This is a genomic window from Azovibrio sp. (assembly GCF_049658005.1).
Taxonomy (GTDB): Bacteria; Pseudomonadota; Gammaproteobacteria; order Burkholderiales; family Rhodocyclaceae; genus Azovibrio.
Genome location: NZ_JBASOH010000109.1, coordinates 1 through 25,444 on the forward strand (window position 1 = coordinate 1; position 25,444 = coordinate 25,444).

Below are 25,444 nucleotides of genomic sequence, written 5' to 3' on the forward strand. Positions count from 1 at the left end.
GTGCCAGTCAAGCCGCCGGTCCCGATCCCCGCCCCTCCTCCTGCCCCCAGCCCCCGGCCTGCGCCGGTGGCGCCGCGGCTGTTCTCGGGTTTCGTGGTCCAGGCCGGGGTGTTCACCAGCACCCAGCGGGCTGAGGAACTGCATGCCAGACTCGCCTTGCACGGCATCCCTTCCACCATCGAAGCCCGGGTTCAGGTGGGGCCCTTCAAGAGCCAGGCCGAGGCCGACGCGGTCCGGGCCAAGATGAAGGCCGTCGGCATCGACGGGGTGGTGTTGCCGCTCGTCCAGCGCTGATCCGCCAGGCTTGCCGGTGGGCTCATGATCCGGCCAGCTGCTTTTCCAGCCGTTTTGCAAACACCGTCATTTCCTTGGCGGCCTGCACATCGCCCTTCTGCGTTGCCGTGGCGATGCCCTGGCGGTAGGCCTGCAGCGCCGCTTGCGGCTGCGCGTCGGCCGCCAGGGCCTTGCCCAGCAGCTTCCAGGCGGCGGAATAAGACGGGTCCCGGCGCACCGCCTCGCCCAGATGCAGCGCCGCTTTAGCCATGTCTCCCGCCTTTAGCCACTCATTACCCAGACCGTAACGCAGCAGGGCGCCATCCCGGGGGCCATCCAGCAGTTTTTCCAGGTTTTGGATTATGGGTGTGCTCATTTAACATGCCTCTTTTCTTTCACTCAGAACTGAGACCCCGCCATGCGCAAAACGATCATTTCCACGCCCAAGGCCCCGGCCGCCATCGGCACCTATTCCCAGGCCGTCAAGGTGGGCGACACCATCTACCTGTCCGGCCAGATCGGCCTGGACCCGGCGGCCATGACCCTGGCAGATGGCATCGACGCCCAGATCATCCAGGTTTTCGAGAACCTGAAAGCCGTGGCCGAAGCCGCCGGGGGGGCGCTGGCCGACGTGGTGAAGCTCAATGTCTTCCTCACCGACCTGGGTAATTTTGCCAAGGTCAATGAAGCCATGGCCCGCTATTTCAGCGCGCCCTTCCCGGCCCGGGCTGCCGTCGGCGTCAAGGAACTGCCCCGGGGCGCCCTGGTGGAAGCCGATGCGGTGATGTGTCTGGGCGCATGAAAAAAGGGGCGGCGGCTCCCGCCCCCAAAAGGGGCTCCGGCCTCGAACCGTTGCTCAAGCGGCTGGGGCTGCGGCGGCGGGAAGACCTGCTGCTGCACCTGCCGCTGCGCTACGAGGATGAAACCTGCATCACGCCGATTGCCCAGGCTCCCTGGGTGGGGGGAGTGCAGGTGGAAGGCGAGGTGTTGTCCTGCGAGGTGCAGCTGCGCCCCCGGCGGCAGCTGGTGGCGGTGCTGGACGATGGCAGCGGCCGCCTGATCCTGCGCTTCCTCAGCTTCTACGCCAGTCAGCAGCAGGCTCTCCTGCCTGGCCACCGGGTGCGTTGCCTGGGTGAGGTACGCAACGGCTTCTTCGGGGCCGAGATGGTGCACCCCCGCTTGCGCCAGGTGCGGGCAGACACGCCCCTGCCCGAGGCCCTGACCCCGGTGTATCCCACTACGGCGGGGCTGGCCCAGTCGGCCCTCTCCCGGATCATCGCTCGCGCCCTTTCCGGCCCGGCCCTGGAGGAAGTGCTGGCGCCGGAATGCCTTGCCCGGCACCGCCTGCCCACCCTGTGGCAGGCGATCCGGGCCCTGCACGGCCCCCGGCCCGGTGATTCCCTGGAAGCCCTTTTAACCCGCAATCACCCGGCCTGGCGGCGGGTGAAGCTGGACGAACTGCTGGCCCAGCAGCTTTCCCTGCGCCAGGCCTATCTGGCCCGGCGCGAAGTGGGGGCGCCACCCCTCACCGGTTCCGGCGAGTTGGCCAGGCAACTCAAGGCCCGGCTGCCCTTTGCCCTTACCAGCGCCCAGGAGCGGGTCGAGGCCGAGATCCTCGCCGACCTGGCCCAGCCCCATCCCATGCAGCGCCTGCTCCAGGGCGACGTGGGCAGCGGCAAGACCCTGGTGGCGGCCCTGGCGGCCTGCCAGGCCATTGCTTCAGGCTGGCAGGCCGCCTTCATGGCGCCGACGGAAATCCTGGCGGAACAGCATTATCTCAAGCTCAAGGATTGGCTCGAACCCCTGGGTGTGAGCGTGGCCTGGCTCACCGGCAGCCTCAAGGCCAGGGCCCGGCGTGAGCAGATCGAAGCAGCAAGGCAGGCCGGGCTGGTGGTGGGCACCCATGCCCTGATTCAAGAAGGGGTGGATTTCGGGCGCCTGGGCCTGGTCATCATCGACGAGCAGCACCGCTTTGGTGTCCAGCAACGCCTGGCCCTGCGCCAGAAGGGCGGCACGCCGCATCAGTTGATGATGTCGGCCACCCCGATTCCCCGCACCCTGGCCATGAGCCATTACGCCGATCTGGATGTGTCGGTGCTGGACGAACTGCCGCCGGGCCGCACCCCGATCCGCACCCGTCTGGCCCGGGACGACCGGCGCGATCAAGTGATGGATTATGTGCGCCGCAAGGTCGGGGAGGGCCGCCAGGTGTATTGGGTCTGCCCCCTGATCGAGGAATCCGAAGCCCTGCAGTTGCAGACCGCCCTGGAGACCCATGCCTGGCTGCAGCAGGAACTGGCCGGAATCTCCATCGGCCTGGTCCATGGCCGCCTCAAGGCCCCGGAAAAGCAGGCGGTGATGGCGGCCTTTGCTGCCGGCGAAGTGGATCTGCTGGTGGCGACCACGGTGATCGAGGTGGGGGTGGATGTGCCCAATGCCAGCCTGATGGTGATCGAACACGCGGAGCGCTTCGGCCTCTCCCAGTTGCATCAGCTGCGCGGCCGGGTGGGGCGCGGCCTCCACGAGAGCGTCTGCATCCTGCTCTATGCCGAACCCCTGTCCGACACCGCCAAATCCCGCCTGAAGATCATCTTCGAACACACGGACGGCTTCGAAATCGCCCGCCAGGACCTGCAGCTACGAGGGCCGGGCGAATTCGTCGGCAGCCGCCAGAGCGGGGTGCCCCTGCTGCGCTATGCCGATCTGGAAAGGGATGCGGACCTGGTGGAATTGGCCCGGGAACTGGCCGAGGATCTGCTTGCCCAGGCGCCGGCCAAAGCGGCCCTGCAACGGGAGCGCTGGCTGGGCGGGCGCGAGGAAATGCTCAAGGTCTGATGCGGCCCCGCTGAGGGGGAGCCATACCCGCAGCCGCGGGATTCCCGGTTTCGAAAACCCGGTCCGGCTCAAGTCTGCTGGGCCGCGTAGGCCGATACACTGACCCCCGCCGCGGCCAGGAATTCGCGCAGGCGCTTCACATCCGGGCGGGCAAACTCGTTGCTGTGGTGCGGGTGGTGCAAAATGAACTCATGACCGTTCAATAGCACCCTGAAGCGGGCGCCGTGGCTGGACTCGATCTGGGCGCCCAGATGGTTGAGCAAGGATTCCACCTCGTGCCACTGCAAATTGTTGGGCGAGGGGTCATGGAAAATGGCTTCCAGGGTATGCAGGTGTTTGTGGCTCATGGCGGGCTCCCTCGAAATGCGGGTACGGTATGTACAGTATGTTTCCGATAGTAGCCGATTTGCGGCGCACAGGGCCGCATGGGTCAGCCGCTTGGATCGTCCGCTTGGGTCATTCGCCTGGATCATTTAATCCCAGCGCTGCTGATAGGAGAAGGTCGGCAGTTTCCAGCCAAAGCGTAGCGCCAGCATGCGAAAGGCAAAGCCGGCGGCAAAGCAGATCACGGTCGTGAGATCGGCATCGACGCCCAGGTGGCGCAGGACGAGGAACAAGGCGCAGACCAAGAGGGAGACGCTGGCATACAACTCGCGGCAGAACACCACGGGCACCTGGTTGCACAGCACATCGCGCAGGATGCCACCGCAGATGCCCGTGATCATGCCGGCCATGATTACCACGACCACCGGGTAATCGAGCGGTAACGCCACGTTGCAGCCGATCAGGGAGAAGGCCACCAGGCCCAGGGCGTCGAGCATCAGGAAGATGCTTTTCATGTGGTGCATGAAGTGTGCGAGCAAGGTGGTGGCCAGACCGGCGGCAATCACCAGGTAAACATATTCCGGATGCTGGGTCCAGCCGATGGGATAGTGTCCCAGGACGACATCCCGGATGGTGCCGCCGCCCAGGGCGGTGACAAAGGCAATCACCGCCACCCCGAAGAAATCCATGTCGCGGCGACCGGCCGCCAGGGCGCCGGACATGGCTTCGGCGGTAATGGCAATCAGATAAATGAGCGGCAGCAGGTCGAATTGCTGGGTGGCAAGGGGTTGAAAAATCTGGGCGAGACCATCGCGCATGGAAGAGACTCCGTCAAAATGGGGAAGCCTCGCTGCGGATGCTGCCGTGACGTCGCTCCCCCTGTCTTTTTTACCTGCGCGATCATGGGAGCTGGCGCCTGCGGCAAAGCCTGTGCATCCGGCGCGCTCCTGCGGGGCCGGCGATTATCGGGATTCAGGGGAATGCGTGTCAAGCAAGTGAGTCCCTGGAATTTTTTTGCGCTAAGGTAGCGGAGTTTTCGATCATGATGCGTGTTGAATCCGGTCTGGGGCAAAAGGAAAATCATGAAAACCCTGTTTCGCTCCCTCCTCAGAGGCGTCATCCGGTTCTTGTTCCGGGTACAGGTGCGGGGGCAGCCGGAGGCACTCGAAGCCCGGCCTCTGCTGGTGATTGCCAACCACGTGTCGTTTCTGGATGGCCTGTTGCTGGGCCTGTTCCTGCCCATCGAGGACCCGGTGTTCGTGGTTCATACCGGAGTGGTGAACAATCCCATCTTCCGCCTGGTGCTGAAGCTCTCCGAGCATCTGACGGTGGACCCCGTCAGTCCCATGGCCATGAAGAAGGTGATCCGGTTGCTGGAGGCGGGGCGCCCCGTGGTGATTTTCCCCGAGGGGCGCATCACCCTGACCGGCAGCCTGATGAAGGTTTATGACGGCCCGGCCTTCGTGGCCGCCAGGACCGGGGCCACCCTGTTGCCGGTGTGTCTGGATGGCCCTTCGCGCAGCCATTTTTCCCGGCTTTCCGGCCGGCATCCCAAGCAATTTTTTCCCCGCATCACCTTGACCATCCTGCCCCCCCGGACCTTCCCCTGGCCGGATGCGCCGACGGCCAAACTGCGTCGGCACCGGGCCGGAGAGGCCATGCGCCGCCTGATGCAGGAGATGATCTTCGCCTCCCATTCCCCCCGGACCCTCTATGCCAGCTTCTGCGATGTGATGCAGATTCATGGCCGCCGCCGGATGCTGGAGGACATCAAGCAGGTGGAGTATTCCGCTCACGAGCTGCTCAAGATGACCCTGATGCTGAGCCGTCTGGTGGCGCGCCAGACCCGGCCGGGGGAGAGGGTGGGGTTGCTGCTGCCCAATCTGGCCCCCACCCTGGGTTTGATCCTGGGCTTGCCGGCCTTGCAACGGGTGCCGGCCATGCTCAATTACACGGCGGGGAGCGAGGCCATGCAGGCCGCCTGTACTGCCGCCGAGGTCAGGACCCTGGTGACTTCCCGGGCCTTTGTGGAACAGGCCGGACTGGCCGGCAAGCTGGATGCCTTGCAGGGTGTCGAGCGGCTGTATCTGGAAGACCTGCGTGCCAGCATCGGTCTGGGTGACAAGCTCTGGCTGATGGCCTGGGCCCTGTGGTTCCCGCGCCGAGTCGAATTGCCGGGTTCCCCCGAGGATGCGGCAGTGGTGTTGTTTACCTCGGGTTCCGAAGGCAAGCCCAAGGGCGTGGAGCTCTCGCACCGGGCGATCCTGGCCAACATCGCCCAGATCCGCGCCGTGGTGGATTTTTCCGTCGACGACAAGGTGCTCAATGCCTTGCCCATCTTCCATTCCTTCGGCCTTACCGCCGGCACCCTGTTGCCGGTGCTGTCGGGGGCCCGCCTGTTCCTGTACCCCTCACCCCTGCACTACCGGGTGATTCCCGAACTGGCCTATGACCGGGGCTGCACGGTGCTGTTTGGCACCAGCACCTTCCTGGGCCATTACGCCAGGTTCGCCCATCCCTACGACTTTTACCGCCTGCGCTATGTGATTGCCGGGGCGGAAAAGCTGTCGGATCCGGTGCGGGGCCTCTGGTTCGAGAAATTCGGCCTGCGCATTTTCGAAGGCTACGGCACCACCGAGACCGCACCGGTGCTGGCCGTGAATACCCCCATGGCCTACCGTACCGGCACGGTCGGCCAGTTGCTGCCGGGTGTGGAGCATCGCCTGGTGCCCGTGCCCGGGATGGCGGGCGGCGGCATCCTGCATGTGAAGGGACCCAACCTGATGAGCGGCTATTTGAAGGTGGAACAGCCGGGCGTCCTGCACTACCCCGGGTCCGGGCTGGGCGCGGGCTGGTACGAGACGGGCGATGTGGTGGAACTGGATGAAGACGGTTTCGTGAAGATCATCGGTCGGGTCAAACGCTTTGCCAAGGTGGGCGGGGAAATGGTGAGCCTGGAAGTGGTGGAAAAGCTGGCGCTTGCTGCGTCCCCGTCGGCTCTCCATGCGGCATCCAGCCAGCCCGATCCGGGCAAGGGTGAAGCCCTGGTATTGTTTACCACGGATCCGGACTTGAACCGGGAAATCCTGCAGCTCCGGGCCCGGGACCTGGGCGTGGCGGAGCTGGCGGTGCCGCGCAAGATCGTGCGCGTCGACGCCCTGCCCCTGCTGGGCACCGGCAAGATCGACTATGTGACCCTGAAATGCATGGCGGAGGCGGTCTGAGATGAATCACCCTCATCCTTTCCCCGCGTCTGTCTTTGCCCCCTACCGTTTCTTTGAGGCTGCCTGAACATGAATGAAGCCCGGCAAGACAAGCGCGAGCATTCCCAGTTCACCCTGCTCGCCGACCGCCGTTTCGGCCCGCTGTTCGCCACTCAGTTCCTTGGCGCCTTCAATGACAATCTGTTCAAGAATGCGCTGGTGGTGCTGCTTACCTTTCAGGCGGCTTCCTGGACCCGCCTCGATGCTTCGCTGCTGGCCAATCTGGCGGCGGGGCTGTTCATCCTGCCTTTTTTCCTGTTCTCGGCCACTGCCGGGCAACTGGCGGACAAGTTCGACAAGGCGCTGCTGGCCCGGCTCACCAAAATCCTGGAAGTCGCCATCATCCTGCTGGCCGGGGTGGGCTTTGCCCTGGAGAGCCTGGTGCTGCTGCTTGCGGCCTTGTTCCTGCTTGGCCTGCAATCCACCCTGTTCGGCCCGGTCAAGTACGCCATCTTGCCCCAGCACCTGCGCCCCGATGAACTGGTGGGCGGCAATGCCCTGGTGGAGGCCGGTACTTTCGTTGCCATCCTGCTTGGCACCCTCGGCGGCGGCCTGCTGGCCGGGCTGGAGGGGGGCACGGCCTGGATCACCGGGGTGAGCCTGCTGGTGGCATGGCTGGGTTACCTGGCCAGCCGGGGCATTCCCCATGCGCCGGCTCCGGAGCCGGCGCTGCGCATCAACCCCAATCCCTTGACGGAAACCTGGCGCTGCATCGGCTTTGCCCGGGCCGATCATTCCGTGTTCCTGTCGATCCTCGCCATCTCCTGGTTCTGGCTCTATGGTGCGCTGTTCCTGGCTCAGTTTCCTGCCTACACCAAGTCAGTGCTGGGGGGCGGCGAGGGCATGGTGACCCTGCTCCTGGCGGTGTTTTCCGTGGGGGTTGGCGGAGGCTCCCTGCTGTGCGAAAAGCTGTCGCGCCACAAGGTGGAGACTGCTCTGGTGCCCCTGGGGGCTCTGGGCATGACCCTGTCCGGACTGGATTTCGCCTGGGCCTCGATGGGCCGGGCCCCGGCCGGGGAGGTTCTACCTCTCGCGGTGCTGCTGGGCCAGGGCAGCACCTGGCGCCTGTTGCTCGACCTGCTGTTGCTGGGCGCCAGCGGCGGCCTCTACTGCGTGCCCCTGTATGCCCTGGTGCAGCAGCGCAGCCATCCCGGCCACCGGGCCCGGATCATTGCGGCCAACAATATTCTCAATGCCCTGTTCATGGTGGCTGGCGCTCTGGGGGCGGTGGCCCTGCTCGCGGGGGGCCTTGGCATTCCCGCCCTGTTCGCCCTGGCAGCCGGGGTCAATGGACTGATCGCCCTCTGCCTTTGCACGGTGGTGCCCGGCTTCATCCGCCGGGGACTGATCTGCCTGGGCCTGCGGCGGGAATAGTCGGGAATGGGCGGGAATGGGCGGGAATGGGTTTGTGACAAATCGGTTTCTGAAAATTCAGCATTCTGTTTATCATCCTTCCCGGAAGTGTTGTTTTGCTGATGTCTTTTGATCCAGTATGGAGCAGGCCCCGCCTGCCAGCGAGGAGTGACGATGAATCTGAAAACCCGCATCACGGCGGCGATGGTGCTGGTCTTTGCCCTGTTCCTGGTGGCGGCCGGGGTGGCCTTGTATGGTCTGCATCTCTCGAAAGCGACTTTCATCCGGCATCTGGAGGTGGACATGGCCCTGGAGCGGGCCATTGTCGGCATATATGCCCAGGGTTTGCAAAGCGGCCAGGCCCTGCGCAACGTGACTTTGGACCCGGCCAACAAGACCGGCCACGCCAATCTGGCCAAGGCGCTGGAAGAATTCGGCCAGTACGCCCAGGCCGCCCAGGCCCTGGTGCCGGCCGGCAGCCCCCTGGCCGGGGTGCTGGCCCAGGTCAATGGGCTGGCCCAGGCGCGCAGGCAACTGATCGAACAGGTGGTGGCCGTTGCCGTGAGCGGTGATCAGGCCGGCGCCATACAACTCATCAACAGCAAGGAAACCCCGCTGTGGCGGCAGATCCGCGCCCATCTGCTAGAGCAGATGAAAGTGATGAAGGAGGACATCGAGCGCAGCAAGCAGACCAGCATTGCCGCCATCGAGCGTTCCGAAATCCTGGTGGGGGTGCTGGTGCTGGCCAGTCTGGTGGTCGCCGTCGTCATGTTGACCCGGCTGCTATCGACCGTGGGGCAGCAGCTGGGGGCCGATCCTTCCGAAGTGAAACGGGTGGCGGAGCAGGTGGCGGCAGGCAATCTGACGGTTGCGATGGATCACCCCCGGGCCGGCAGCGTCATGGCGGCCATGGCCACCATGCAGGGGCAACTGGCCGGTTTGGTGGGGCAGATTCGCCAGAATGCGGATTCCCTGCTGGAGGCAGCCGATCTGCTCAACCGCAGTTCCAGTGCCGTGGCGGAGCGTTCCACGCATCAGAGTGAGGCGGTGGCGGCCGTGGCGGCGGCCATGGAAGAAATGACCGTGGGCATTACCCTGGTCCGCGACCACTCCGGGGAGGCCCGTGACTATGCCCAGAAATCCGGCGAACTGTCCCGCCAGGGTAACGAGGTGGTGGCCCAGGTGGTGCAGGGCATGGGCCGGGTGGCGGATTCCGTCACCGAATCGGCCCAGGTGATCTCCACCCTGGAGCGGGAGTCCGAGAAGATCGCCGCCATTGTCGGGGTGATCAAGGAAATTACCGACCAGACCAATCTGCTCGCCCTGAATGCGGCGATCGAGGCCGCCCGGGCCGGGGAGCAGGGCCGCGGCTTTGCCGTGGTGGCCGACGAGGTGAGGAAGCTGGCCGAGCGCACCGCCCAGTCCACGGTGGAAGTCGCGGCGACCGTGGATGTGGTCCGTAACGGCATCCAGCAGGGAGTGGAGCGCATGGAGGACGGCGTGCGCCTGGTGAGTTCCGAATCTGCCGAGGTGGCCCAGGCGGGCGAAACCATCTCCGCCCTGCATGGCTATGCGGAAAAGGTGTTGTCCTCCGTCAATGAAATCGGCGAGGCCCTCGGGGAGCAAAGTTCGGCCAGCACCGAAATCGCCCAGCGGGTGGAACTGATCGCCCAGATCAGCGAACAGAACGCGGCGGCCGTCCAGGAAAGCGCCGGGGCGGCCAGGCAGTTGCAGGACCTGGCCCGCAACCTGAGCGAGACGGTGAACCACTTTCGCATCTGAAGCGGCTTCCGGGCGGGGTCAGGCATGCCGACAGACCACGCTGCACTTGACGCCGATGCCTGCCGCCGTGGCCCCATGGCTACCCTTTTTGCGGTTTTCGTGCTGTTTCCGCTGGTCGGAGCCAGTCCATTCTTGGGGGCGATGTGGTCAAGGTATTTCGAGAACCAGTTGCCATCCAGAGCGTTGACTGAATCGGCCTCCATCTGGAGTGCTGGACTCACATTTTTCCCCGGATCGCCTGCTGCAAGGATGTGAACTCGGACGCCAAAGGATTGTGCGACATGAACCGCTATGCGGAGGTCTTCATCGCCTGTAACCAATACAGCGTCAGCGATGGCACCATTTCGAGCAAGGTCGATGAGATCGGTGACAATCAGGGAATCGACACCTTTTTGCTCGCCAGCACTATTTAGTGCGCCGAGACGTAGCTTGATGCCGGAAAGTACGGCTAAGCTGCTTTGCTCTAGAGACAGCCTCGGGCCTGGCATGGCATCGTACCAATAGGCACGCAACAACGAGGCACGCAACAACGAGGCACGCAACAACGGCAGATTGTCCGAGATGGCAGATGCTTCTGCGCACAAGGCAGAGAACAGTTGCTGCGGGGATTTGATGGAGACCTGCTTTCGTGGGACTGAACTACCAAATGCAGCTTGCGCCCCAGCAGCGAAAAAATAACCGGCATCAACAAAAATCGCATAGCGATCCATCGCTGATTCCTTTCGGAGTCAGAAAAGTAAAAGCCCCTTTCGGGGCTTTGTGTAGGCTGCCGCGCCAGATAACGTAGTGGTCACGACAGCAATGGAGTCTGTATATATCCAGTGTGGCGGAATTTCAATATCCGGTTTTAGGCATGCAATCCAGTGTGCCGGCCCGCTTGGCTGCGCGCTGAAATTCCTTCGTCATGGCGGTTTCGCGGGTATTGCGCAGGTATCGTGCAGGTATCGTGCAGGTATCGTGCAGGTATTGAAAACCCGCCCGGCAATGTGACGTGGAAGACCATCGAGGACGGCTTCATTCCTCATCCCCCTCCCGCCGCCGATCGCGGGCGTTGGAGATCGTCGACATGCGCACGGCGGCCACCGGGTTGCCGCGTGGCAAGGGGATGCCGAAATCTCGCGCTGCGGCCTTGTAGAGGCGATTCGGCACTGCCTGGTGATGCTGGACGGCTGGACGGCTGGACGGTCTGCGCTGCCAGTTTCTTGCTCAACTCGTCGCGCGGGGTGAAGGCGCCGGTGTCCATCTCCCGCTCCACCGGGCGCGTTCATTTTTCAGCGTCGCGACGAGTCTCGAGGGTCCTGGACTAGGGCGGGAATCCCGCGCTTCATTCTTCATGCCTGAGCTTGATACTGGTAAGCTCCCCGCATTCGAATGGTGCACACGATTTACCGCTCCTGTGACATGGCTGTGAAAAATTTAGCTCAAATCCGTGAAAAGCTCGATAACTACGAGCGTCTGATGCGGCTGGACAAGCCGATTGGCACCTTGTTGCTGCTCTGGCCCACCTTCTGGGCCTTGTGGCTTTCTTCCGGGGGGCGTCCGAGCTGGGTCTGGGTCTGGGTGTTTGCCCTGGGTACGGTGCTGATGCGCTCCGCTGGCTGCGTCATCAATGATTATGCCGACCGGGATTTCGACCCTCATGTGGCGCGCACCCGGGAGCGGCCGCTGGCGGCGCGCCGGGTCAGCCCCCGCGAGGCTCTGCTGCTGGCGGCAGGCCTCACCCTGGCGGCCCTGCTGCTGATCCTGCCCCTGGCCACGCCCTTGCTGCTGGGCCTGGCCGTGGTGGCCGCCTTCCTGGCGGGCTCTTATCCCTTCACCAAACGGTTTTTTGCCATTCCCCAGGCCTATCTGGGCATCGCTTTCGGCTTTGGCATCCCCATGGCCTATGCGGCGCAGCAGGGCGGCCTGCCCACCGAGGCCTGGCTGTTGCTGCTGGCCAACGTGTTCTGGGCGGTGGCCTACGACACCGAATACGCCATGGTGGATCGGCCTGATGACCTGAAGATCGGCATCAAGACCTCGGCCATCACCTTTGGCCGCTTCGACTTGCTGGCGGTGATGTTCTGCTACGCCGCCGCCTTCGGCCTGATCGCCTGGGTGGGGATGCAGGCGGGGCTGGGCTGGGCTTTTGTGGGGGGGCTGCTGGTGGCGGCTGCTCTGGCGGTTTATCACTACACCCTGATCCGGGAGCGCCAGGGTCCCGGGTGCTTCAAAGCCTTCCTGCATAACAACTGGGTCGGGGCGGCCATCTTTGCCGGCATCGTCCTGGATTATGGCCGACGGGGCATCCTGCCGTTCTGAGTTCCGGACCTGGAGCCAGGCCATGAAGTCTGGCCTCCCGCAGCCGCTGCAGGGCCAGGGCCGCATGCTGGAACAGCCCGTGCCTGAAACGGTGGCGCTGGCCGGCCCGCTCATTTTTTGCTCCGGGAATGTGGGCAGCCGTTGCAAATGTGGGCGGCTTGGGGCATCGTTCCTTGCTTCGGAACAACGGAAGTCTTCATGCACTACCGCGATCTGCGTGATTTCATCGCGCAACTGGAAACCCGGGGGGAGCTCAAGCGCATCGGCGTCGAAGTCAGCCCCCACCTGGAAATGACCGAGATTGCCGACCGGGTGCTGCGCGCCGGCGGCCCGGCCCTGCTCTTCGAGAAACCCAAGGGCCACAGCCTGCCGGTGCTCACCAACCTGTTCGGCACCCCCGAGCGGGTCGCGATGGGCATGGGCGCCGGCGGCGAACGGGGCGAGGACTGGAAAACCGCCCTGCGGGAAGTGGGACAGACCCTCGCCTATCTGAAAGAGCCGGATCCACCCCGGGGGCTGAGGGAAGCCTGGGACAAGCTGCCGCTCCTAAGACAGGTGCTCGCCATGGCGCCCAAACAGGTGTCTTCCGCCCCCTGCCAGGAAGTGGTGTGGGAGGGAGCGGCGGTGGATCTCACCCGTCTCCCCATCCAGCACTGCTGGCCCGGCGACGTGGCGCCGCTCATCACCTGGGGCCTCACCGTCACCCGGGGGCCCTTCAAGAAGCGCCAGAACCTCGGCATCTACCGCCAGCAGCGACTCGGGCCCAACAAGCTCATCATGCGCTGGCTGGCGCACCGGGGCGGCGCCCTGGATTACCGCGACCACTGCCAGGCGAACCCCGGCCAGCCCTTTCCGGTCGCGGTGGTGCTGGGCTGCGACCCGGCCACCCTGCTCGGGGCCGTGACCCCGGTGCCCGACAGCCTCTCCGAATACCAGTTTGCCGGCCTCTTGCGCGGCTCCCGCACCGAGCTCACCCGCTGCCTGGGCAACGAGCTTTCGGTGCCGGCCCGGGCCGAGATCGTCCTCGAAGGGGTGATCCATCCGGGCGAAACGGCGCTGGAGGGGCCCTATGGCGACCATACCGGCTATTACAACGAACAGGCGGAGTTCCCGGTCTTCACGGTAGAGCGCATGACCCTGCGCCGCGAGCCGATCTATCACTCCACCTACACTGGAAAACCCCCCGATGAGCCGGCCATGCTCGGCCTCGCCCTCAACGAGGTGTTCGTGCCGCTCTTGCAAAAGCAGTACCCGGAAATCGCCGACTTCTACCTGCCGCCCGAAGGCTGCTCCTACCGCATGGCCATCGTCAGCATCAAGAAGCAGTATCCGGGGCATGCCAAGCGGGTGATGTTCGGCATCTGGTCCTTTTTGCGCCAGTTCATGTACACCAAGTTCATCATCGTCACCGACGCTGACATCGACATCCGCGACTGGAAGGAAGTGATCTGGGCGCTCACCACCCGCATGGATGCGGGCCGGGACACCACCCTGGTGAGCAACACCCCGATCGACTATCTCGATTTCGCCTCCCCGGTGGCCGGCCTGGGCGCCAAGATGGGGCTCGATGCCACCCACAAGTGGCCGGGGGAAACCAGCCGCGAATGGGGCACGCCGATCGTCATGGAGGCGGCGGTGAAACAGCGGGTGGATGAACTCTGGGAGCGTCTGGGGCTCTGATCATTTCAGCTGGCTGGCATCGAGCAGGATCGCCTGATCGCCGATGAAATTGACTTCCACCTTGCTTTCACCCTGTTGCCAGTGGCAACTGCGGACAGCCAGGGTTTCATCGCATTTGTCGGGTTCGCCGATCAGGGCGCTGACTTCCTTGAGGCTCATGCCCAGCTTCAACTGGTCATAGTTGGCGAGAGTCAGTTTGCTGCAGGCGGCGAGTGTCATCAAAGCCAGCAGGGGCAGTAGCAGTCGTTTGCGCATGGGAGTGTTCCGGTCAAGAGGTCTTTTCAGCATACTGGAATTGCCGGCGCGGGACCTTTTTTTTCACGATTTTCTCTTTCTGGGAGTACAGAATGAACGAACCCGTTGTCCTTGCACCGGACCCTCTGGAAGGGGCCCGCAGCTGGGCTCACATCATGTACGGCCTGCATGCCTTTTCCGCCCTCAGCGGGGTGCTGACCTCGGCCACCATTGTCGGAGCCTTCCTGTTTGGCTGGCCTTCCATCATTGCGGTGATCCTCAACTACATCAAACGGGGCGACGTCGCCGGTACCTGGCTGGACAGCCATTACCGCTGGCAACTACGCACTTTCTGGTATGCCCTGCTCTGGTGTGGCGTGGCCGGGCTGCTGGCCATCACCATCATCGGCCTGCCGGCTGCCCTCCTGGTGCTGTTAGTGGCCGGGATCTGGGTTCTGTACCGGGTGATCCGTGGCTGGGTGGCCCTGGTGGACCGCAAGCCGATGCCGGTTCCTGCGCCTTGACCCGGCCTTGTTCCGGCGGCCGATCAGGAATTGCTAGCGGGCGGAAGGGCTCTGGCTGACCCAGAGCAACAGGGCGTCCAGCGCGGGCTGGCCCATGTCGGCCTGGGGGTGATTGATGATGAAGGTGACCGCATGACGGCGGCCCTGGGCGTCCAGCACATAGCCGGCCATTGCCTTGACTTTGTCAAGAGAGCCTGTCTTGATATGGGCCCGGCCGGTGGCGGCGCTATCCGTGAGGCGGCGCTTCATGGTGCCGTCCACGCCGGCCAGGGGCAGGGAGGCCATGAACTCCGGCATCACCGGGCTCTGCCAGGCCGCCAGCAGCAGACGGTTGAGATGGGCGGCGCTGATTTGCTCCACCCGGGAGAGTCCCGAGCCGTTTTCGAGCACCAGCTCCGGGAATTCCAGTCCTTTGGCGGCGAGCCAGCGGTTCAGGCGCTCCCGGGCCCGGGCCACGGTGGATGGCTGCCCCTCGCCGCTGCCCAGCGTAAGAAAGAGCTGGCGGGCCATGACGTTGTTGCTCCACTTGTTTATGTCCCGGACCACCTCGCTCAGGGGCGGGGATTCCTGACTGGCCAGCAGGCGTGCCTGGGGCGGCGTGCGGCCGCTGCGTACCCGGCCTTGAATGCTTCCCCCCAGTTCCTGCCACAGGGCACGGAACAGACCTTCCGCATGAGGCTCGGCGGCGAGGGGGGAGAGATACAGGCTGCGCTCACCGCAGCTCACCGGGTAGGGGCCGCTGATCTCCAGCCGCCCGGGGCTTTGGCGCATCTCCAGGCGGTCGCGCCAGCCGTCACAAGGACCCGTGGCCGGGGTCAGGCGGCCTTCCACTTGCAGGCCAGCGCTGGGGGTTTCGCTCCAGAACCGTACCTGCTCCCCTTCGGGCTTCAGGGTGAAGCGCAAGGCCCGGTAATCCAGCAGCAGGCCATCCGGCCCGACGTTGTAGGCGCGCAAGGGCTTATTGTCGAAGGCGGCCGGGTCGAAGGGGGGAAGCTCGAAAACGGAGCGGTCCAGGACCAGGTCCCCGTCGATATGGCGGATGCCACGCACCCGTAGCTGACGCAGCAGGGCCGTGAAATTTTCCAGGGTCAACTTGGGGTCGCCGCTGCCCTTCAGGTAGAGGTGGCCGCTCAGCCGGCCCTCGGCGTCGGGTTCGGCGGTTGCCCAGGCGCCGGTCTGCCAGGTGGCGGCGGGGCCGAGGATTTCCAGGGCCGCGTAGGTGGTCACGAGCTTCATCACCGAAGCTGGATTCATGGCCTTCTGGGCATTGTGGGCGAGCAGGGGGCGGGGCGCGTCCAGGGGCTGGACCACCACCGCCACGGCCGTGGTGGGAATGTGGGCGGCCGCCAGGGCCTGGGTGACGCTGGCCGGCAGGGCCTGGGCCAGCAGGGAACCGGCCCAGAGCAGCAGGGCGGCCCCGGTCAGGGATCGGATCATCGGTGTCGGTAGAGCTGGAACTGGGCGACTACGTCATCTAGCTGGTGGGCGGTCTGCAACAGCTCATCCGCCGCGATCTTGGCTTGCCGGGCGGAATCGGTGTTCTGCTCGATCAGGTCGGTGATGTGCTCCATATTGCTGGCGACTTCCTGGCTGGCGATGTTTTGCTGCTGGGCGGCCTCGGAAATCTGCTGGGCCATGCTGGAGACCTGCTGGCTGGAACCGGTGATGCCCTCCAGGCCGGAGAGGCTCTCATGCAGCATGCCGATTCCAGTGCCGACCTCCTGGGCCGCCTGCTCCATGCTGGCGACGGCAGTCTGGGCCACCGACTGGATTTCGCTGACCATGGTGGCAATGTCGGTGGTGGAGCTGGCGGTGCGCTCGGCCAGCTTCTTCACCTCGTCGGCCACCACGGCGAAGCCCCGGCCCTGTTCCCCGGCCCGGGCGGCCTCGATGGCAGCGTTGAGGGCGAGGAGGTTGGTCTGGCTGGCGATTTCCTGGATCACCCGGGTGATGTCGCCGATCTTCTGGATGGCGTGGGAGAGCTGGTTGATGATGTGGCTGGAAGCCTGGACCGATTCGACCACCTTGCCGGTGGCGGTCATGCTCTGGCCGATCTTGTCATTGCTTTTCAGTACCAGGTCCTGGGAATTGCGGGCGGCGCTGGCGGTTTCTCCCGCATTGCTGGCCACTTCGGCCACGGACTGGCTGAATTCCTCGGTGGCGGCGGCGACGCTCTGGACGGCGTCCTGCTGTTGCAGCGACTGTTCGGCGACCTGGCTCATGTGGCGTTCCAGCAGCTGGCTCTTGCTGTCAATGGCCCGGGAAGCCGTGCGGACTTCATCCAGCATGGCCTGCAGGTGTGCTTGCATGACCCCCAGGTTGCAGAGCAGGATGCCGGTTTCGTCGCGGCCCGAGACGTCGATATTTTCCGTCAGCTTGCCTTCGGCAATGCTTTCGAAGTGGCTCAGGGCCTTGCGGATGGGCGTGACGATGGCCTGGATCAGCAGGTGGCCACCGAGGACGGCGATCAGCAGGGCCGCCAGGGTGCCGCCGATCGCCAGTTGCAGCACCAGTTCATAGCGTTTTTCCGCCTGGGTGTGGCGCTGGGCGGCGGCCTGGGCCAGGCGGTCGATCAGGGCGTTGCCGTCTTGCTGCATCCGGGTGTAGAGCGGGTTGATGTTGAGCAGCAGGACTTCATTGGCCTTCAGGTAATCCCCTTGTTGCAGCAGCTCGCGGGCCGGGTTTATCCCCTCCCGGGAAAAACGCTGCCGCGCTTCCCCGAACTTGTCGAGCAAGGCTTTTTGCTCAGGACTCATGGGGAGGGCCTTGACCTCCTCCAGCAGGGAATTGATTTCCTGGCGGTTCTTCAGGGTGTTGTCGATGTGCAGGGCCAGGGGATGGTCATGGAGCCGGGCATTCGGGTTGCCGGGGTCATGCTGCAGGCCGAGCATGAGCTGGGAGCGGTTGTCGCTCAGCAAGAACATGATGCGGTTGATCTTGTTGGAAGGGGCGAGCTCGTTCTGGTAGAGGGACTGCAATTCCCGGTTGGCTACGGCAATGCCTTTGACTCCCATGATGCCGCCCAGGATCAGCATCAGCATCAGGCCGAGCAGCATGGTCCACAGGCGGGTCTTGAGGGTCAGCTTGCCGAACCAGCCGCCCCGGGCGGAACTGAACTTGGCCTTGCTTTGCCGCAACTGGGCATAAGTGGCCTCGGCGGTTTTCACCTGCTGGGCATTGGCGGGTGTGCGCACCGACATGTAGCCGGTGATCTGGCCGTTTTTCTTGACCGGCACCACGAAGGCCTCCACCCAGTAGTGGTCACCGTTCTTGCAGCGGTTCTTGACCAGTCCCCGCCAGGGCACGCCCGACTTGACCGTGTTCCACAGGTCTTCAAAGGCCTGGGCGGGCATGTCCGGGTGGCGCACGATGTTGTGGCTCTGGCCGATCAATTCGGCCCGGGAAAAACCACTGATCTGCTCAAAGGCGTCATTCGCATATGTGATGACGCCTTTGAGATCGGTTCGGGAAATCAGGTAAGCATCGGCAGGAAAAGCGACTTCACGTTGGGTGACCGGCTGATTGTTCTTCATTTTATGGGGCGGGCGTCTCTGGTTAAGAATATCGGCGGAAAGTCATATGGCGTCCAACTGAAAGAGAATGAAGATTAAGCCGTGATTCGTCAATAGGATCATGTGCTCATGACGGTGCCAGATCATCCGGCGCCGCCGGCAAAAAAATCTTCTGCAGCAGCTCTTGAAATGAGAGGAGGGCGACCCTATTATTAGCACTCGCCGGCGAAGAGTGCTAACGGCCTCCCGCCATCCGGGGTCTGCCCCGCCAATTTCCTGTTGTCACTGTTTTTTTGAAAGAGGAGTCTGCTCCATGAAAATCCGTCCTTTGCACGACCGTGTGATCATCAAGCGCGTTGAAGCCGAGCGCACCACTGCCTCTGGCATCGTCATCCCTGATTCCGCCGGCGAAAAGCCCGATCAAGGTGAAGTCCTGGCCGTGGGGCCCGGCAAGCGTGACGACAATGGCAAGTACCTTGCGGTTGATCTGAAGGTGGGCGACAAGGTGCTGTTCGGCAAGTACGCCGGTCAGACCGTCAAGGTCGACGGCCAGGAAGTCCTGGTCATGCGTGAAGAAGACGTCATGGGCGTGCTGGAAGCCTGAGCGCTTTTCCCTCGACCCATCCCATAGTTAGAAATAGGAGATTCAAATGGCTGCTAAAGAAGTCAAATTCGGCGATTCCGCCCGTTCCCGCATGGTTGAAGGCATCAATATCCTGGCCGATGCCGTCAAGGTAACCCTGGGCCCCAAGGGCCGTAACGTGGTGCTGGAGCGTTCCTTCGGCGCCCCCACCGTGACCAAGGACGGCGTTTCCGTCGCCAAGGAAATCGAACTGAAGGACAAGTTCGCCAACATGGGCGCCCAGATGGTCAAGGAAGTTGCTTCCAAGACCTCCGACATCGCCGGTGACGGCACCACCACTGCCACCGTGCTGGCCCAGGCCATCGTCCGCGAAGGCATGAAGTATGTGGCCGCCGGCATGAACCCGATGGATCTGAAGCGCGGCATCGACAAGGCCGTCGCCGCCACCATCGAAGAACTGAAGAAGATTTCCAAGCCCTGCACCACCAACAAGGAAATCGCCCAGGTCGGTTCGATCTCCGCCAACTCTGATTCTTCCATCGGCGACATCATCGCCCAGGCCATGGAAAAGGTCGGCAAGGAAGGCGTCATCACCGTTGAAGACGGCAAGTCCCTGGACAACGAACTGGACGTGGTGGAAGGCATGCAGTTCGACCGCGGCTACCTGTCTCCCTACTTCATCAACAACGGCGACCGTCAGCAGGCCCTGCTGGAAAACCCCTTCGTGCTGCTGTTCGACAAGAAGATCTCCAGCATCCGTGACCTGCTGCCCGTGCTGGAACAGGTTGCCAAGGCCTCCCGCCCGCTGCTCATCATCGCAGAAGACGTAGAAGGCGAAGCCCTGGCTACCCTGGTGGTGAACAACATTCGCGGCATCCTGAAGACCGTGGCCGTCAAGGCTCCCGGCTTCGGTGACCGGCGCAAGGCCATGCTCGAAGACATCGCCATCCTGACCGGCGGCACCGTGATCTCCGAAGAGACCGGTCTGACCCTGGAAAAGGCTACCCTGAAGGATCTGGGCCAGGCCAAGCGCATCGAAGTGGCCAAGGAAAACACCACCATCATCGACGGCGCCGGCGATGCTGCTGCCATCGAAGCTCGTGTCAAGCAGATCCGTGTCCAGATCGAAGAAGCCACCAGCGACTACGACCGCGAAAAGCTGCAGGAACGTGTCGCCAAGCTGGCCGGCGGTGTGGCCGTGATCAAGGTGGGCGCTGCCACCGAAGTCGAAATGAAGGAAAAGAAGGCCCGCGTCGAGGACGCCCTGCATGCCACCCGCGCTGCCGTTGAAGAAGGCATCGTTCCCGGCGGCGGCGTGGCCCTGCTGCGTGCCCGTGCCAACATCTCCGGCCTCAAGGGCGACAACCATGACCAGGACTGCGGGATCAAGATCGTGCTGCGTGCCCTGGAACAGCCCCTGCGTGAAATCGTGGCCAATTCCGGTGACGAGCCTTCCGTGGTGGTGAACGAAGTGGTCAAGAATGCCGGCAATTACGGCTTCAACGCTGCCAACGGCATCTACGGTGACATGGTGGAAATGGGCGTGCTGGACCCCACCAAGGTGACCCGTTCCGCCCTGCAGAACGCTGCCTCCGTGGCCGGTCTGATGCTGACCACCGACTGCATGGTGGCCGAGCTGGTCGAAGACAAGCCGGCCGGCGGCATGCCCGACATGGGCGGCATGGGAGGTATGGGCGGCATGGGCATGGGAATGTAATCCCGGCTCCTGGCCGTTCCAAAAGGGGCCTGTGCCGACCTTGCCGGTCGGTGCGGCACCCCGGCCCCGACAATGCCCGTCATCCGCAAGATGACGGGCATTGTCATGTGGGGAGCCGGTTGGCGCTTGCCCCGCAGCGCGTATTGGGCTTGCCCGGGGACGTCCGGCTCCGTATCATTCCGCGTTTTGTTGCAACGCATCAGGCACTTGGCCTGCTGCTCTCAGGAGCTTTCGTGTCCCCCATTGCCCAGGAAGTGGCCCGCCGCCGCACCTTCGCCATCATCTCCCACCCGGACGCGGGTAAAACCACGCTGACCGAAAAGCTGCTCTTGTTTGCCGGCGCGATCCAGATCGCCGGCAGCGTCAAGGCCCGAAAGGCGAGCCGCCACGCCACCTCGGATTGGATGGAAATCGAAAAGCAGCGCGGCATTTCCGTGGCCTCCTCGGTGATGCAGATGGAGTACCGGGACTGCGTCATCAATCTGCTCGACACGCCGGGCCACCAGGATTTTTCCGAAGACACCTACCGGGTGCTCACCGCCGTGGACGCGGCCCTGATGGTGATCGACGCCGCCAACGGGGTGGAAGCCCAGACCTTGCGCCTGATCGAAGTCTGCCGGGCGCGCAACACCCCCATCCTCACCTTCATCAACAAGCTCGACCGGGAAGTGCGCGAGCCCCTCGACCTGCTCGACGAAATCGAGGCCACCCTGGGCATGCCCTGCGCGCCCCTGGCCTGGCCCATCGGCCAGGGCAAGCGCTTTCACGGCATCTACAACCTGCGCAATGACTCCATGCGGGTGTTTCGTCCGGGTGAGGAGCGCCGCTCCGACGAGGACGAAATACTCGACGGCGCCGACCAGGCGGCCCTGGCCGGGCGCTTTGGCGCCGAGTACGCCCGCGCCAGCCAGGAAATGGAACTGGTGCGGGAGGCCATGCCCGCCTTCGACCGGGAGGCATTCCTCGCCGGCCGCCAGACCCCGGTGTTCTTCGGTTCCGCCATCAACAACTTCGGCGTCCAGGAAGTGCTGGACGCCCTGGTGGACCTCGCCCCGGCCCCCGGCCCCCGCCAGGCGCTCAGTCGCACCGTCAAGCCCGAGGAGGAAAAATTCTCCGGTGTGGTTTTCAAGATCCAGGCCAACATGGACCCGGCGCACCGCGACCGGATCGCCTTCGTGCGGGTCTGCTCCGGCAAGTTCGAACCCGGCATGCGCCTCAAGGTGCGCCGCACCAACAAGGAAATGCGCCCCACCAATGTCGTCACCTTCCTCTCGCAGCGCCGCGACCGGGTGGATGAGGCCTTTGCCGGCGACGTGATCGGCATCACCACCCACGGCGGCCTGCAACTGGGGGACACCCTCTCCGAGGGCGAACTGCTGCAATACACGGGCCTGCCTTTCTTTGCGCCGGAATTGTTCCGCACCGTGGAACTGGCCGATCCCATGAAGAGCAAGCAGCTCAACAAGGGCCTGCAGGAACTGGGGGAAGAAGGCGCGATCCAGGTCTTCAAGCCGATGATGGGCAGCCTGATGCTCTTGGGGGCGATCGGCCCGCTGCAGTTTGAAGTGGTGGCGCACCGGTTGAAGACCGAATACGGGGTGGAGGTGCGCCTCGGTACCGCCAACTACGCCGGCGCCCGCTGGGTCAGCTGCCCGGACCCGGCGGAACTGAACCGCTTCGTGCATGCCAATGGCGCCAAGATGTTCCTCGACGCCGCCCAAGCCCCGACCTACCTGATGACCTCCCGCTTCGACCTGGACCTGACCCGGGAGCGCTTCCCCAGGATCGAATTCCACCTGATGCGCGAACATGCGGGGCTGATGTTGCAAGGCTGAGGGCTGCCCGGGTTTCGGCCGGATCAAAATGAGGGGGAGGTTCCAGGCTTGCTCTGGACGGTTGACGAGGGCGGATGGATTCTGCCCTCCGGATTACCGGATCGGGTCGAGCTCGGTATCATGGCCATCCGGTTGAGTCGCAGCCTCAGCCCCCGAGCAGCCGGCAATACCGGGAAAACGTAACTGGGGCGGGCAGAATCCTTCATGAGTGGTATCGTTCGAGCTTCGTGCGCAGCGTTATCGGCGTAAATCAGATTTCAGCCATGAGTTAAACGGGATCCAGCCCGGATTCTTGAAAAATCCGGGCTGGATCTGGCAGGCTAGTCCAAAGGGAGCGCAACATGAAGAATGGTGTCTTTCGCAGCATCCTTATTTCGCTGGCCCTCATCGCCAGCGGCTCGGCCCTGGCGGCGGCCGACCCCGCCCTGGTGGAGCGGGGCCGCTACCTCGCCCAACTCGGCGATTGTGTCGCCTGCCATACGGCTGAAAACGGGCCGCCCATGGCCGGCGGCCGGGCCCTGGAGACGCCTTTTGGCAAGCTCTATTCCACCAACATCACGCCGGACAAGGAAACCGGCATCGGCAACTACAGCTTCGCCCAGTTCGAGCGGGCCATGCGCCAGGGGGTGGCCGCCGACGGCCACAATCTCTACCCGGCCATGCCCTATCCCTCCTACGCCAAGATGATCCGGGAGGACATGCAGGCCCTCTATGCCTACCTGATGGAAGGGCTAAAGCCGGTCCGGATGCAGAACAAGCCCGACGAAATGAGCTGGCCCTTCAACATGCGCTGGGGGCTGGCGATCTGGAACTGGCTGTTCCTGGACGACACCCCTTTCCAGCCGGACTCCAGCAAGGACGAAACCTGGAACCGGGGCGCCTACCTGGTCCAGGGCCTGGGCCACTGCGGCGCCTGCCACACGCCCAGGGGCCTCTTCTTCCAGGAAAAGGCCATGAGCGAGGCGGGCAGCAAAGGCAAATACTTCCTGGCCGGTGAAACCGTGGAAAACTGGCGCGCCCTCAGCCTGCGCAACCTGTGGACGGTGGAGGATACGGCCCTGTTCCTGAAGACCGGGCAGAACCGGTTTGCGGCCGCCTCGGGCAACATGACCGAGGTGATCCTGCACAGCACCCAGTACTTCAAGGATGAAGATCTGCGGGCGGTGGCCACCTATCTGAAATCCCTGCCCCCCGGGCCCGATGACAAAGCGATGCCGGCCAAAGCGCCGCAGCCGGTAGCGCAGGCCCGGCTACCCGAGCCGCTCTTCAGCAGCCGTGGCGGCCTCGGCTACCTCCAGTTCTGCGGCGACTGCCACCGTGCGGACGGCAGCGGCGTGGGCCGGATATTCCCGCCCCTGGCAGGCAACCCCACCGTGCTCTCCCGGGATCCCTCGACCCTGGCGCACATCATCCTGACCGGAGGCGGGACGGCGGCGACGGCCACGCATCCCAAGGTCTTCGTGATGCCCGCCTTTGCCCGCCTGGGGGATCAGGAGCTGGCGGAAATCCTGAGCTTCGTCCGGGCCAGCTGGGGCGAGGGGGCCGCCGGGGTGGATGCAGCCACGGTGGCCCGGATGCGTGCCGCCCTCGACCCGAAGACTACCGACTCGAGCCAATTCGAGACCCCCCGCCTGGCTGACATGCTCAAGGAAGCCAATGCCGCGCAACTGGTGCGGGGCATGCGCCTCAACCTGGAAACGCGGGATCTGCTGCCCGGGCACGTCGGCAACCAGCTCAACTGCACCAGCTGCCACCTCAATGCCGGGACGGTGGCCGATGGTTCGCCCTATGTCGGGGTCTCTGCCTTCTTCCCCAGCTACGGGGCCCGGGCGGGCAAGGTGATCACCCTGGAAGACCGGATCAACGGCTGCTTTCGCCGCTCCATGAACGGCAAGCCCCTGCCCAAGGATTCCCCGGACATGAAGGCGATGGTGGCCTACTTCGACTGGATGAAGCGGGAGACCAAGCCCGAGGACAAGGTGGCCGGGCGCGGCATCGGCAAGATCGACCGCTCCATCAAGCCGGACCCGGAAAACGGCAAGCGCATCTATGCCAAACAATGCGCGCTCTGCCACGGGGAGAACGGTGAAGGCCTGCGTAATGCCGCCGGGAAGATGGTCTATCCGCCGCTCTGGGGCGAGGAATCCTTCAATATCGGCGCCGGCATGGCTCGCACCTACACCGCCGCCGCCTTCGTGAAGCGCAACATGCCCATCGGTTTTCACGACAAGTTTCCCCTCGGCCAGGGCGGCCTCTCCGACCAGGAAGCGGTGGACGTAGCCGAATACTTCAGCCACCAGCCCCGTCCGGACTTCCCCGACAAGGTCAAGGACTGGCCCAAGGACCCCAAGCCTGCCGACGCCCGCTACTGATGTCATTTTCAGAAGACGACTGCACCGGTTCACGGGGCTGGCCGCCCGGTGTGCAGCCGACTTCTGAACGGGCCGTGTCAGCTGAGACCCATGCACGGACGCGCCGCGAATGGCAGGAATTGCCCGGAACTCCCCTGCCCGATGCTGCGGCACGGCGCAGCTCGCATCATGCATGGTTGCAAGCCAGGTATCATGTAACGGCGCATGCAACCAATGGAGAGCGCCATGGCATCCAGCCACGAATCAAAGGTAGCCCGCCACCGCGAGCGGAGGCGCGCGGCGGGGCTGCGGCCTGTGCAGTTTTGGGTGCCGGACACTCGTTCGCCTGAATTCGCGGCGCAGGTGCGCAAGCAATGCCAGAGCCTGAAGAATGATCCGACCGAAGCTGAAGTTTTGCGCTTCACCGAAGAGGCAGCAGCGCACGTTGAGGGTTGGGAGTGATGCAGCGAGGCGACCTCGTGACGGTTTCATTGCGGGGTGACTACGGCAAACCACGGCCCGCACTGATCATTCAATCCGACCTCCTGACCGATCTGGAAAGCGTTGTGCTGTGCCCGGTGACAAGCGACCTGTGCAATGCCGCGTTTCGCGTCACCGTGGAACCGAATCCAGCCAACGGGCTGGACGCACTATCGCAAGTGAAGGTGGACAAGCTCACGACGCGACCGCGTGCCAGAATCAGCGAACCGTTTGGCCGCCTCGACGATGCGCGAATGAGAGCAATAGATAGGGCGCTCTTGCTGGTCACTGGCGTCATTTGACCGGTGCCGTGCCGGAATTGCCGCGCCGGAATTTCCAGCGGTTCCGGCTCAGGTGGTTCGCTCAAGTGGATTCGCGGTCCCATTGCCGCCTTGTC

The 25,444-nt window shown here is 64.0% G+C and carries 21 protein-coding genes and 1 pseudogene; 15 read left to right on the top strand and 7 right to left on the bottom strand.

Going from position 1 to position 25,444, the window contains the following annotated elements:
• A partial coding sequence (locus tag WBH99_RS09480) for an SPOR domain-containing protein (RefSeq protein WP_424219837.1) occupies positions 1–294 on the top strand: 294 nt, incomplete at its 5' end.
• 22 nt (positions 295–316) lie between these two features.
• Here the strand turns inward: WBH99_RS09480 and WBH99_RS09485 are convergent.
• Positions 317–649 carry a hypothetical protein gene (locus WBH99_RS09485; protein WP_424219838.1) on the bottom strand — a complete coding sequence of 111 codons (333 nt, stop codon included), beginning with the start codon at positions 647–649 and terminating at the stop codon, positions 317–319.
• A 42-nt stretch (positions 650–691) separates the two neighbouring features.
• On the opposite strand from WBH99_RS09485, the gene WBH99_RS09490 reads away from it, so the two are divergent.
• Together WBH99_RS09490 and recG are read left to right on the top strand one after the other, a co-directional pair.
• Complete coding sequence (locus tag WBH99_RS09490; RefSeq protein WP_424219839.1) at positions 692–1,075, top strand: RidA family protein; 384 nt, start codon at positions 692–694, stop codon at positions 1,073–1,075.
• Complete coding sequence (recG, locus tag WBH99_RS09495) at positions 1,072–3,108, top strand: ATP-dependent DNA helicase RecG (RefSeq protein WP_424219840.1); 2,037 nt, start codon at positions 1,072–1,074, stop codon at positions 3,106–3,108. Before WBH99_RS09490 ends, recG begins: the two co-directional genes overlap by 4 nt.
• 68 nt (positions 3,109–3,176) lie before the next feature.
• Here recG and WBH99_RS09500 read toward each other — a convergent pair whose 3' ends face one another.
• Together WBH99_RS09500 and WBH99_RS09505 are read right to left on the bottom strand one after the other, a co-directional pair.
• The gene (locus WBH99_RS09500; RefSeq protein ID WP_424219841.1) at positions 3,177–3,455 is read right to left on the bottom strand and encodes a type II toxin-antitoxin system HicA family toxin; all 279 of its coding nucleotides are present in this window, start codon (positions 3,453–3,455) and stop codon (positions 3,177–3,179) included.
• Positions 3,456–3,581: 126 nt separating this feature from the next.
• Positions 3,582–4,196, bottom strand: coding sequence for a trimeric intracellular cation channel family protein (locus WBH99_RS09505; RefSeq protein WP_424219932.1), 615 nt, complete (start codon positions 4,194–4,196; stop codon positions 3,582–3,584).
• 318 nt (positions 4,197–4,514) lie between these two features.
• Between WBH99_RS09505 and aas the strand changes: the two genes are divergently transcribed.
• The 3 genes from aas to WBH99_RS09520 all read left to right on the top strand — a co-directional run bounded on the left by aas (position 4,515) and on the right by WBH99_RS09520 (position 9,830).
• Positions 4,515–6,656 (top strand): bifunctional acyl-ACP--phospholipid O-acyltransferase/long-chain-fatty-acid--ACP ligase, encoded by a 2,142-nt coding sequence (aas, locus tag WBH99_RS09510; RefSeq protein ID WP_424219842.1) that lies wholly within the window; start codon positions 4,515–4,517, stop codon positions 6,654–6,656.
• Positions 6,657–6,725: 69 nt separating this feature from the next.
• A complete protein-coding gene (locus WBH99_RS09515) occupies positions 6,726–8,069 on the top strand; it encodes an MFS transporter (RefSeq protein WP_424219843.1) in 1,344 nt (447 codons plus the stop codon).
• Positions 8,070–8,222: 153 nt separating this feature from the next.
• Positions 8,223–9,830 (top strand): methyl-accepting chemotaxis protein, encoded by a 1,608-nt coding sequence (locus WBH99_RS09520; protein ID WP_424219844.1) that lies wholly within the window; start codon positions 8,223–8,225, stop codon positions 9,828–9,830.
• A 245-nt stretch (positions 9,831–10,075) separates the two neighbouring features.
• On the opposite strand, the pseudogene WBH99_RS09525 reads toward WBH99_RS09520, so the two are convergent.
• Positions 10,076–10,540 (bottom strand): annotated as a pseudogene (locus WBH99_RS09525) (NYN domain-containing protein); the annotation flags it as partial.
• Positions 10,541–11,237: 697 nt separating this feature from the next.
• On the opposite strand from WBH99_RS09525, the gene ubiA reads away from it, so the two are divergent.
• Both ubiA and ubiD read left to right on the top strand, forming a co-directional pair.
• Positions 11,238–12,131, top strand: coding sequence for a 4-hydroxybenzoate octaprenyltransferase (gene ubiA / locus WBH99_RS09530; protein ID WP_424219845.1), 894 nt, complete (start codon positions 11,238–11,240; stop codon positions 12,129–12,131).
• A gap of 198 nt (positions 12,132–12,329) precedes the next feature.
• Positions 12,330–13,811: a 4-hydroxy-3-polyprenylbenzoate decarboxylase gene (gene ubiD / locus WBH99_RS09535; RefSeq protein ID WP_424219846.1), complete on the top strand. Its 1,482-nt coding sequence runs from the start codon at positions 12,330–12,332 to the stop codon at positions 13,809–13,811.
• Here ubiD and WBH99_RS09540 read toward each other — a convergent pair whose 3' ends face one another.
• A complete protein-coding gene (locus WBH99_RS09540) occupies positions 13,812–14,066 on the bottom strand; it encodes a hypothetical protein (RefSeq protein WP_424219847.1) in 255 nt (84 codons plus the stop codon). It lies immediately after the preceding gene.
• 92 nt (positions 14,067–14,158) lie between these two features.
• On the opposite strand from WBH99_RS09540, the gene WBH99_RS09545 reads away from it, so the two are divergent.
• Positions 14,159–14,569 carry a DUF4870 family protein gene (locus tag WBH99_RS09545; RefSeq protein WP_424219848.1) on the top strand — a complete coding sequence of 137 codons (411 nt, stop codon included), beginning with the start codon at positions 14,159–14,161 and terminating at the stop codon, positions 14,567–14,569.
• Between the two features lie 33 nt (positions 14,570–14,602).
• Here the strand turns inward: WBH99_RS09545 and dacB are convergent, their stop codons facing one another.
• Together dacB and WBH99_RS09555 are read right to left on the bottom strand one after the other, a co-directional pair.
• Entirely contained in the window at positions 14,603–16,006 is a 1,404-nt protein-coding gene (gene dacB, locus WBH99_RS09550) for a D-alanyl-D-alanine carboxypeptidase/D-alanyl-D-alanine endopeptidase (protein WP_424219849.1), read from the bottom strand.
• Positions 16,003–18,102 (bottom strand): methyl-accepting chemotaxis protein, encoded by a 2,100-nt coding sequence (locus WBH99_RS09555; RefSeq protein ID WP_424219850.1) that lies wholly within the window; start codon positions 18,100–18,102, stop codon positions 16,003–16,005. The genes dacB and WBH99_RS09555 overlap by 4 nt, the downstream gene beginning before the upstream one ends.
• Before the next feature lie 292 nt (positions 18,103–18,394).
• Here WBH99_RS09555 and WBH99_RS09560 point away from each other — a divergent pair, with 292 nt between their 5' ends.
• From WBH99_RS09560 to WBH99_RS09585, 6 genes are all read left to right on the top strand, one after another.
• Positions 18,395–18,685 (top strand): co-chaperone GroES, encoded by a 291-nt coding sequence (locus WBH99_RS09560; protein ID WP_424219851.1) that lies wholly within the window; start codon positions 18,395–18,397, stop codon positions 18,683–18,685.
• A 46-nt stretch (positions 18,686–18,731) separates the two neighbouring features.
• Complete coding sequence (gene groL, locus WBH99_RS09565; RefSeq protein ID WP_424219852.1) at positions 18,732–20,381, top strand: chaperonin GroEL; 1,650 nt, start codon at positions 18,732–18,734, stop codon at positions 20,379–20,381.
• A gap of 233 nt (positions 20,382–20,614) precedes the next feature.
• Positions 20,615–22,216: a peptide chain release factor 3 gene (locus tag WBH99_RS09570; protein WP_424219853.1), complete on the top strand. Its 1,602-nt coding sequence runs from the start codon at positions 20,615–20,617 to the stop codon at positions 22,214–22,216.
• A 341-nt stretch (positions 22,217–22,557) separates the two neighbouring features.
• Positions 22,558–24,588, top strand: a complete 2,031-nt coding sequence (locus tag WBH99_RS09575) for a c-type cytochrome (protein WP_424219854.1) — start codon at positions 22,558–22,560, stop codon at positions 24,586–24,588.
• Positions 24,589–24,813: 225 nt separating this feature from the next.
• Positions 24,814–25,029 (top strand): antitoxin MazE family protein, encoded by a 216-nt coding sequence (locus WBH99_RS09580; RefSeq protein ID WP_424219855.1) that lies wholly within the window; start codon positions 24,814–24,816, stop codon positions 25,027–25,029.
• Positions 25,029–25,349 (top strand): type II toxin-antitoxin system PemK/MazF family toxin, encoded by a 321-nt coding sequence (locus WBH99_RS09585; RefSeq protein ID WP_424219856.1) that lies wholly within the window; start codon positions 25,029–25,031, stop codon positions 25,347–25,349. Before WBH99_RS09580 ends, WBH99_RS09585 begins: the two co-directional genes overlap by 1 nt.
• Positions 25,350–25,444 lie beyond the last annotated feature (95 nt).

Coding starts and splice junctions, on each gene's coding strand:
- WBH99_RS09485 (WP_424219838.1), bottom strand. CDS start 649: ATGAGCACACCCATAATCCAAAACCTGGAAAAACTGCTGGATGGCCCC.
- WBH99_RS09490 (WP_424219839.1), top strand. CDS start 692: ATGCGCAAAACGATCATTTCCACGCCCAAGGCCCCGGCCGCCATCGGC.
- recG (WP_424219840.1), top strand. CDS start 1,072: ATGAAAAAAGGGGCGGCGGCTCCCGCCCCCAAAAGGGGCTCCGGCCTC.
- WBH99_RS09500 (WP_424219841.1), bottom strand. CDS start 3,455: ATGAGCCACAAACACCTGCATACCCTGGAAGCCATTTTCCATGACCCC.
- aas (WP_424219842.1), top strand. CDS start 4,515: ATGAAAACCCTGTTTCGCTCCCTCCTCAGAGGCGTCATCCGGTTCTTG.
- WBH99_RS09515 (WP_424219843.1), top strand. CDS start 6,726: ATGAATGAAGCCCGGCAAGACAAGCGCGAGCATTCCCAGTTCACCCTG.
- WBH99_RS09520 (WP_424219844.1), top strand. CDS start 8,223: ATGAATCTGAAAACCCGCATCACGGCGGCGATGGTGCTGGTCTTTGCC.
- ubiD (WP_424219846.1), top strand. CDS start 12,330: ATGCACTACCGCGATCTGCGTGATTTCATCGCGCAACTGGAAACCCGG.
- WBH99_RS09540 (WP_424219847.1), bottom strand. CDS start 14,066: ATGCGCAAACGACTGCTACTGCCCCTGCTGGCTTTGATGACACTCGCC.
- WBH99_RS09545 (WP_424219848.1), top strand. CDS start 14,159: ATGAACGAACCCGTTGTCCTTGCACCGGACCCTCTGGAAGGGGCCCGC.
- dacB (WP_424219849.1), bottom strand. CDS start 16,006: ATGATCCGATCCCTGACCGGGGCCGCCCTGCTGCTCTGGGCCGGTTCC.
- WBH99_RS09555 (WP_424219850.1), bottom strand. CDS start 18,102: ATGAAGAACAATCAGCCGGTCACCCAACGTGAAGTCGCTTTTCCTGCC.
- WBH99_RS09560 (WP_424219851.1), top strand. CDS start 18,395: ATGAAAATCCGTCCTTTGCACGACCGTGTGATCATCAAGCGCGTTGAA.
- groL (WP_424219852.1), top strand. CDS start 18,732: ATGGCTGCTAAAGAAGTCAAATTCGGCGATTCCGCCCGTTCCCGCATG.
- WBH99_RS09575 (WP_424219854.1), top strand. CDS start 22,558: ATGAAGAATGGTGTCTTTCGCAGCATCCTTATTTCGCTGGCCCTCATC.
- WBH99_RS09580 (WP_424219855.1), top strand. CDS start 24,814: ATGGCATCCAGCCACGAATCAAAGGTAGCCCGCCACCGCGAGCGGAGG.
- WBH99_RS09585 (WP_424219856.1), top strand. CDS start 25,029: ATGCAGCGAGGCGACCTCGTGACGGTTTCATTGCGGGGTGACTACGGC.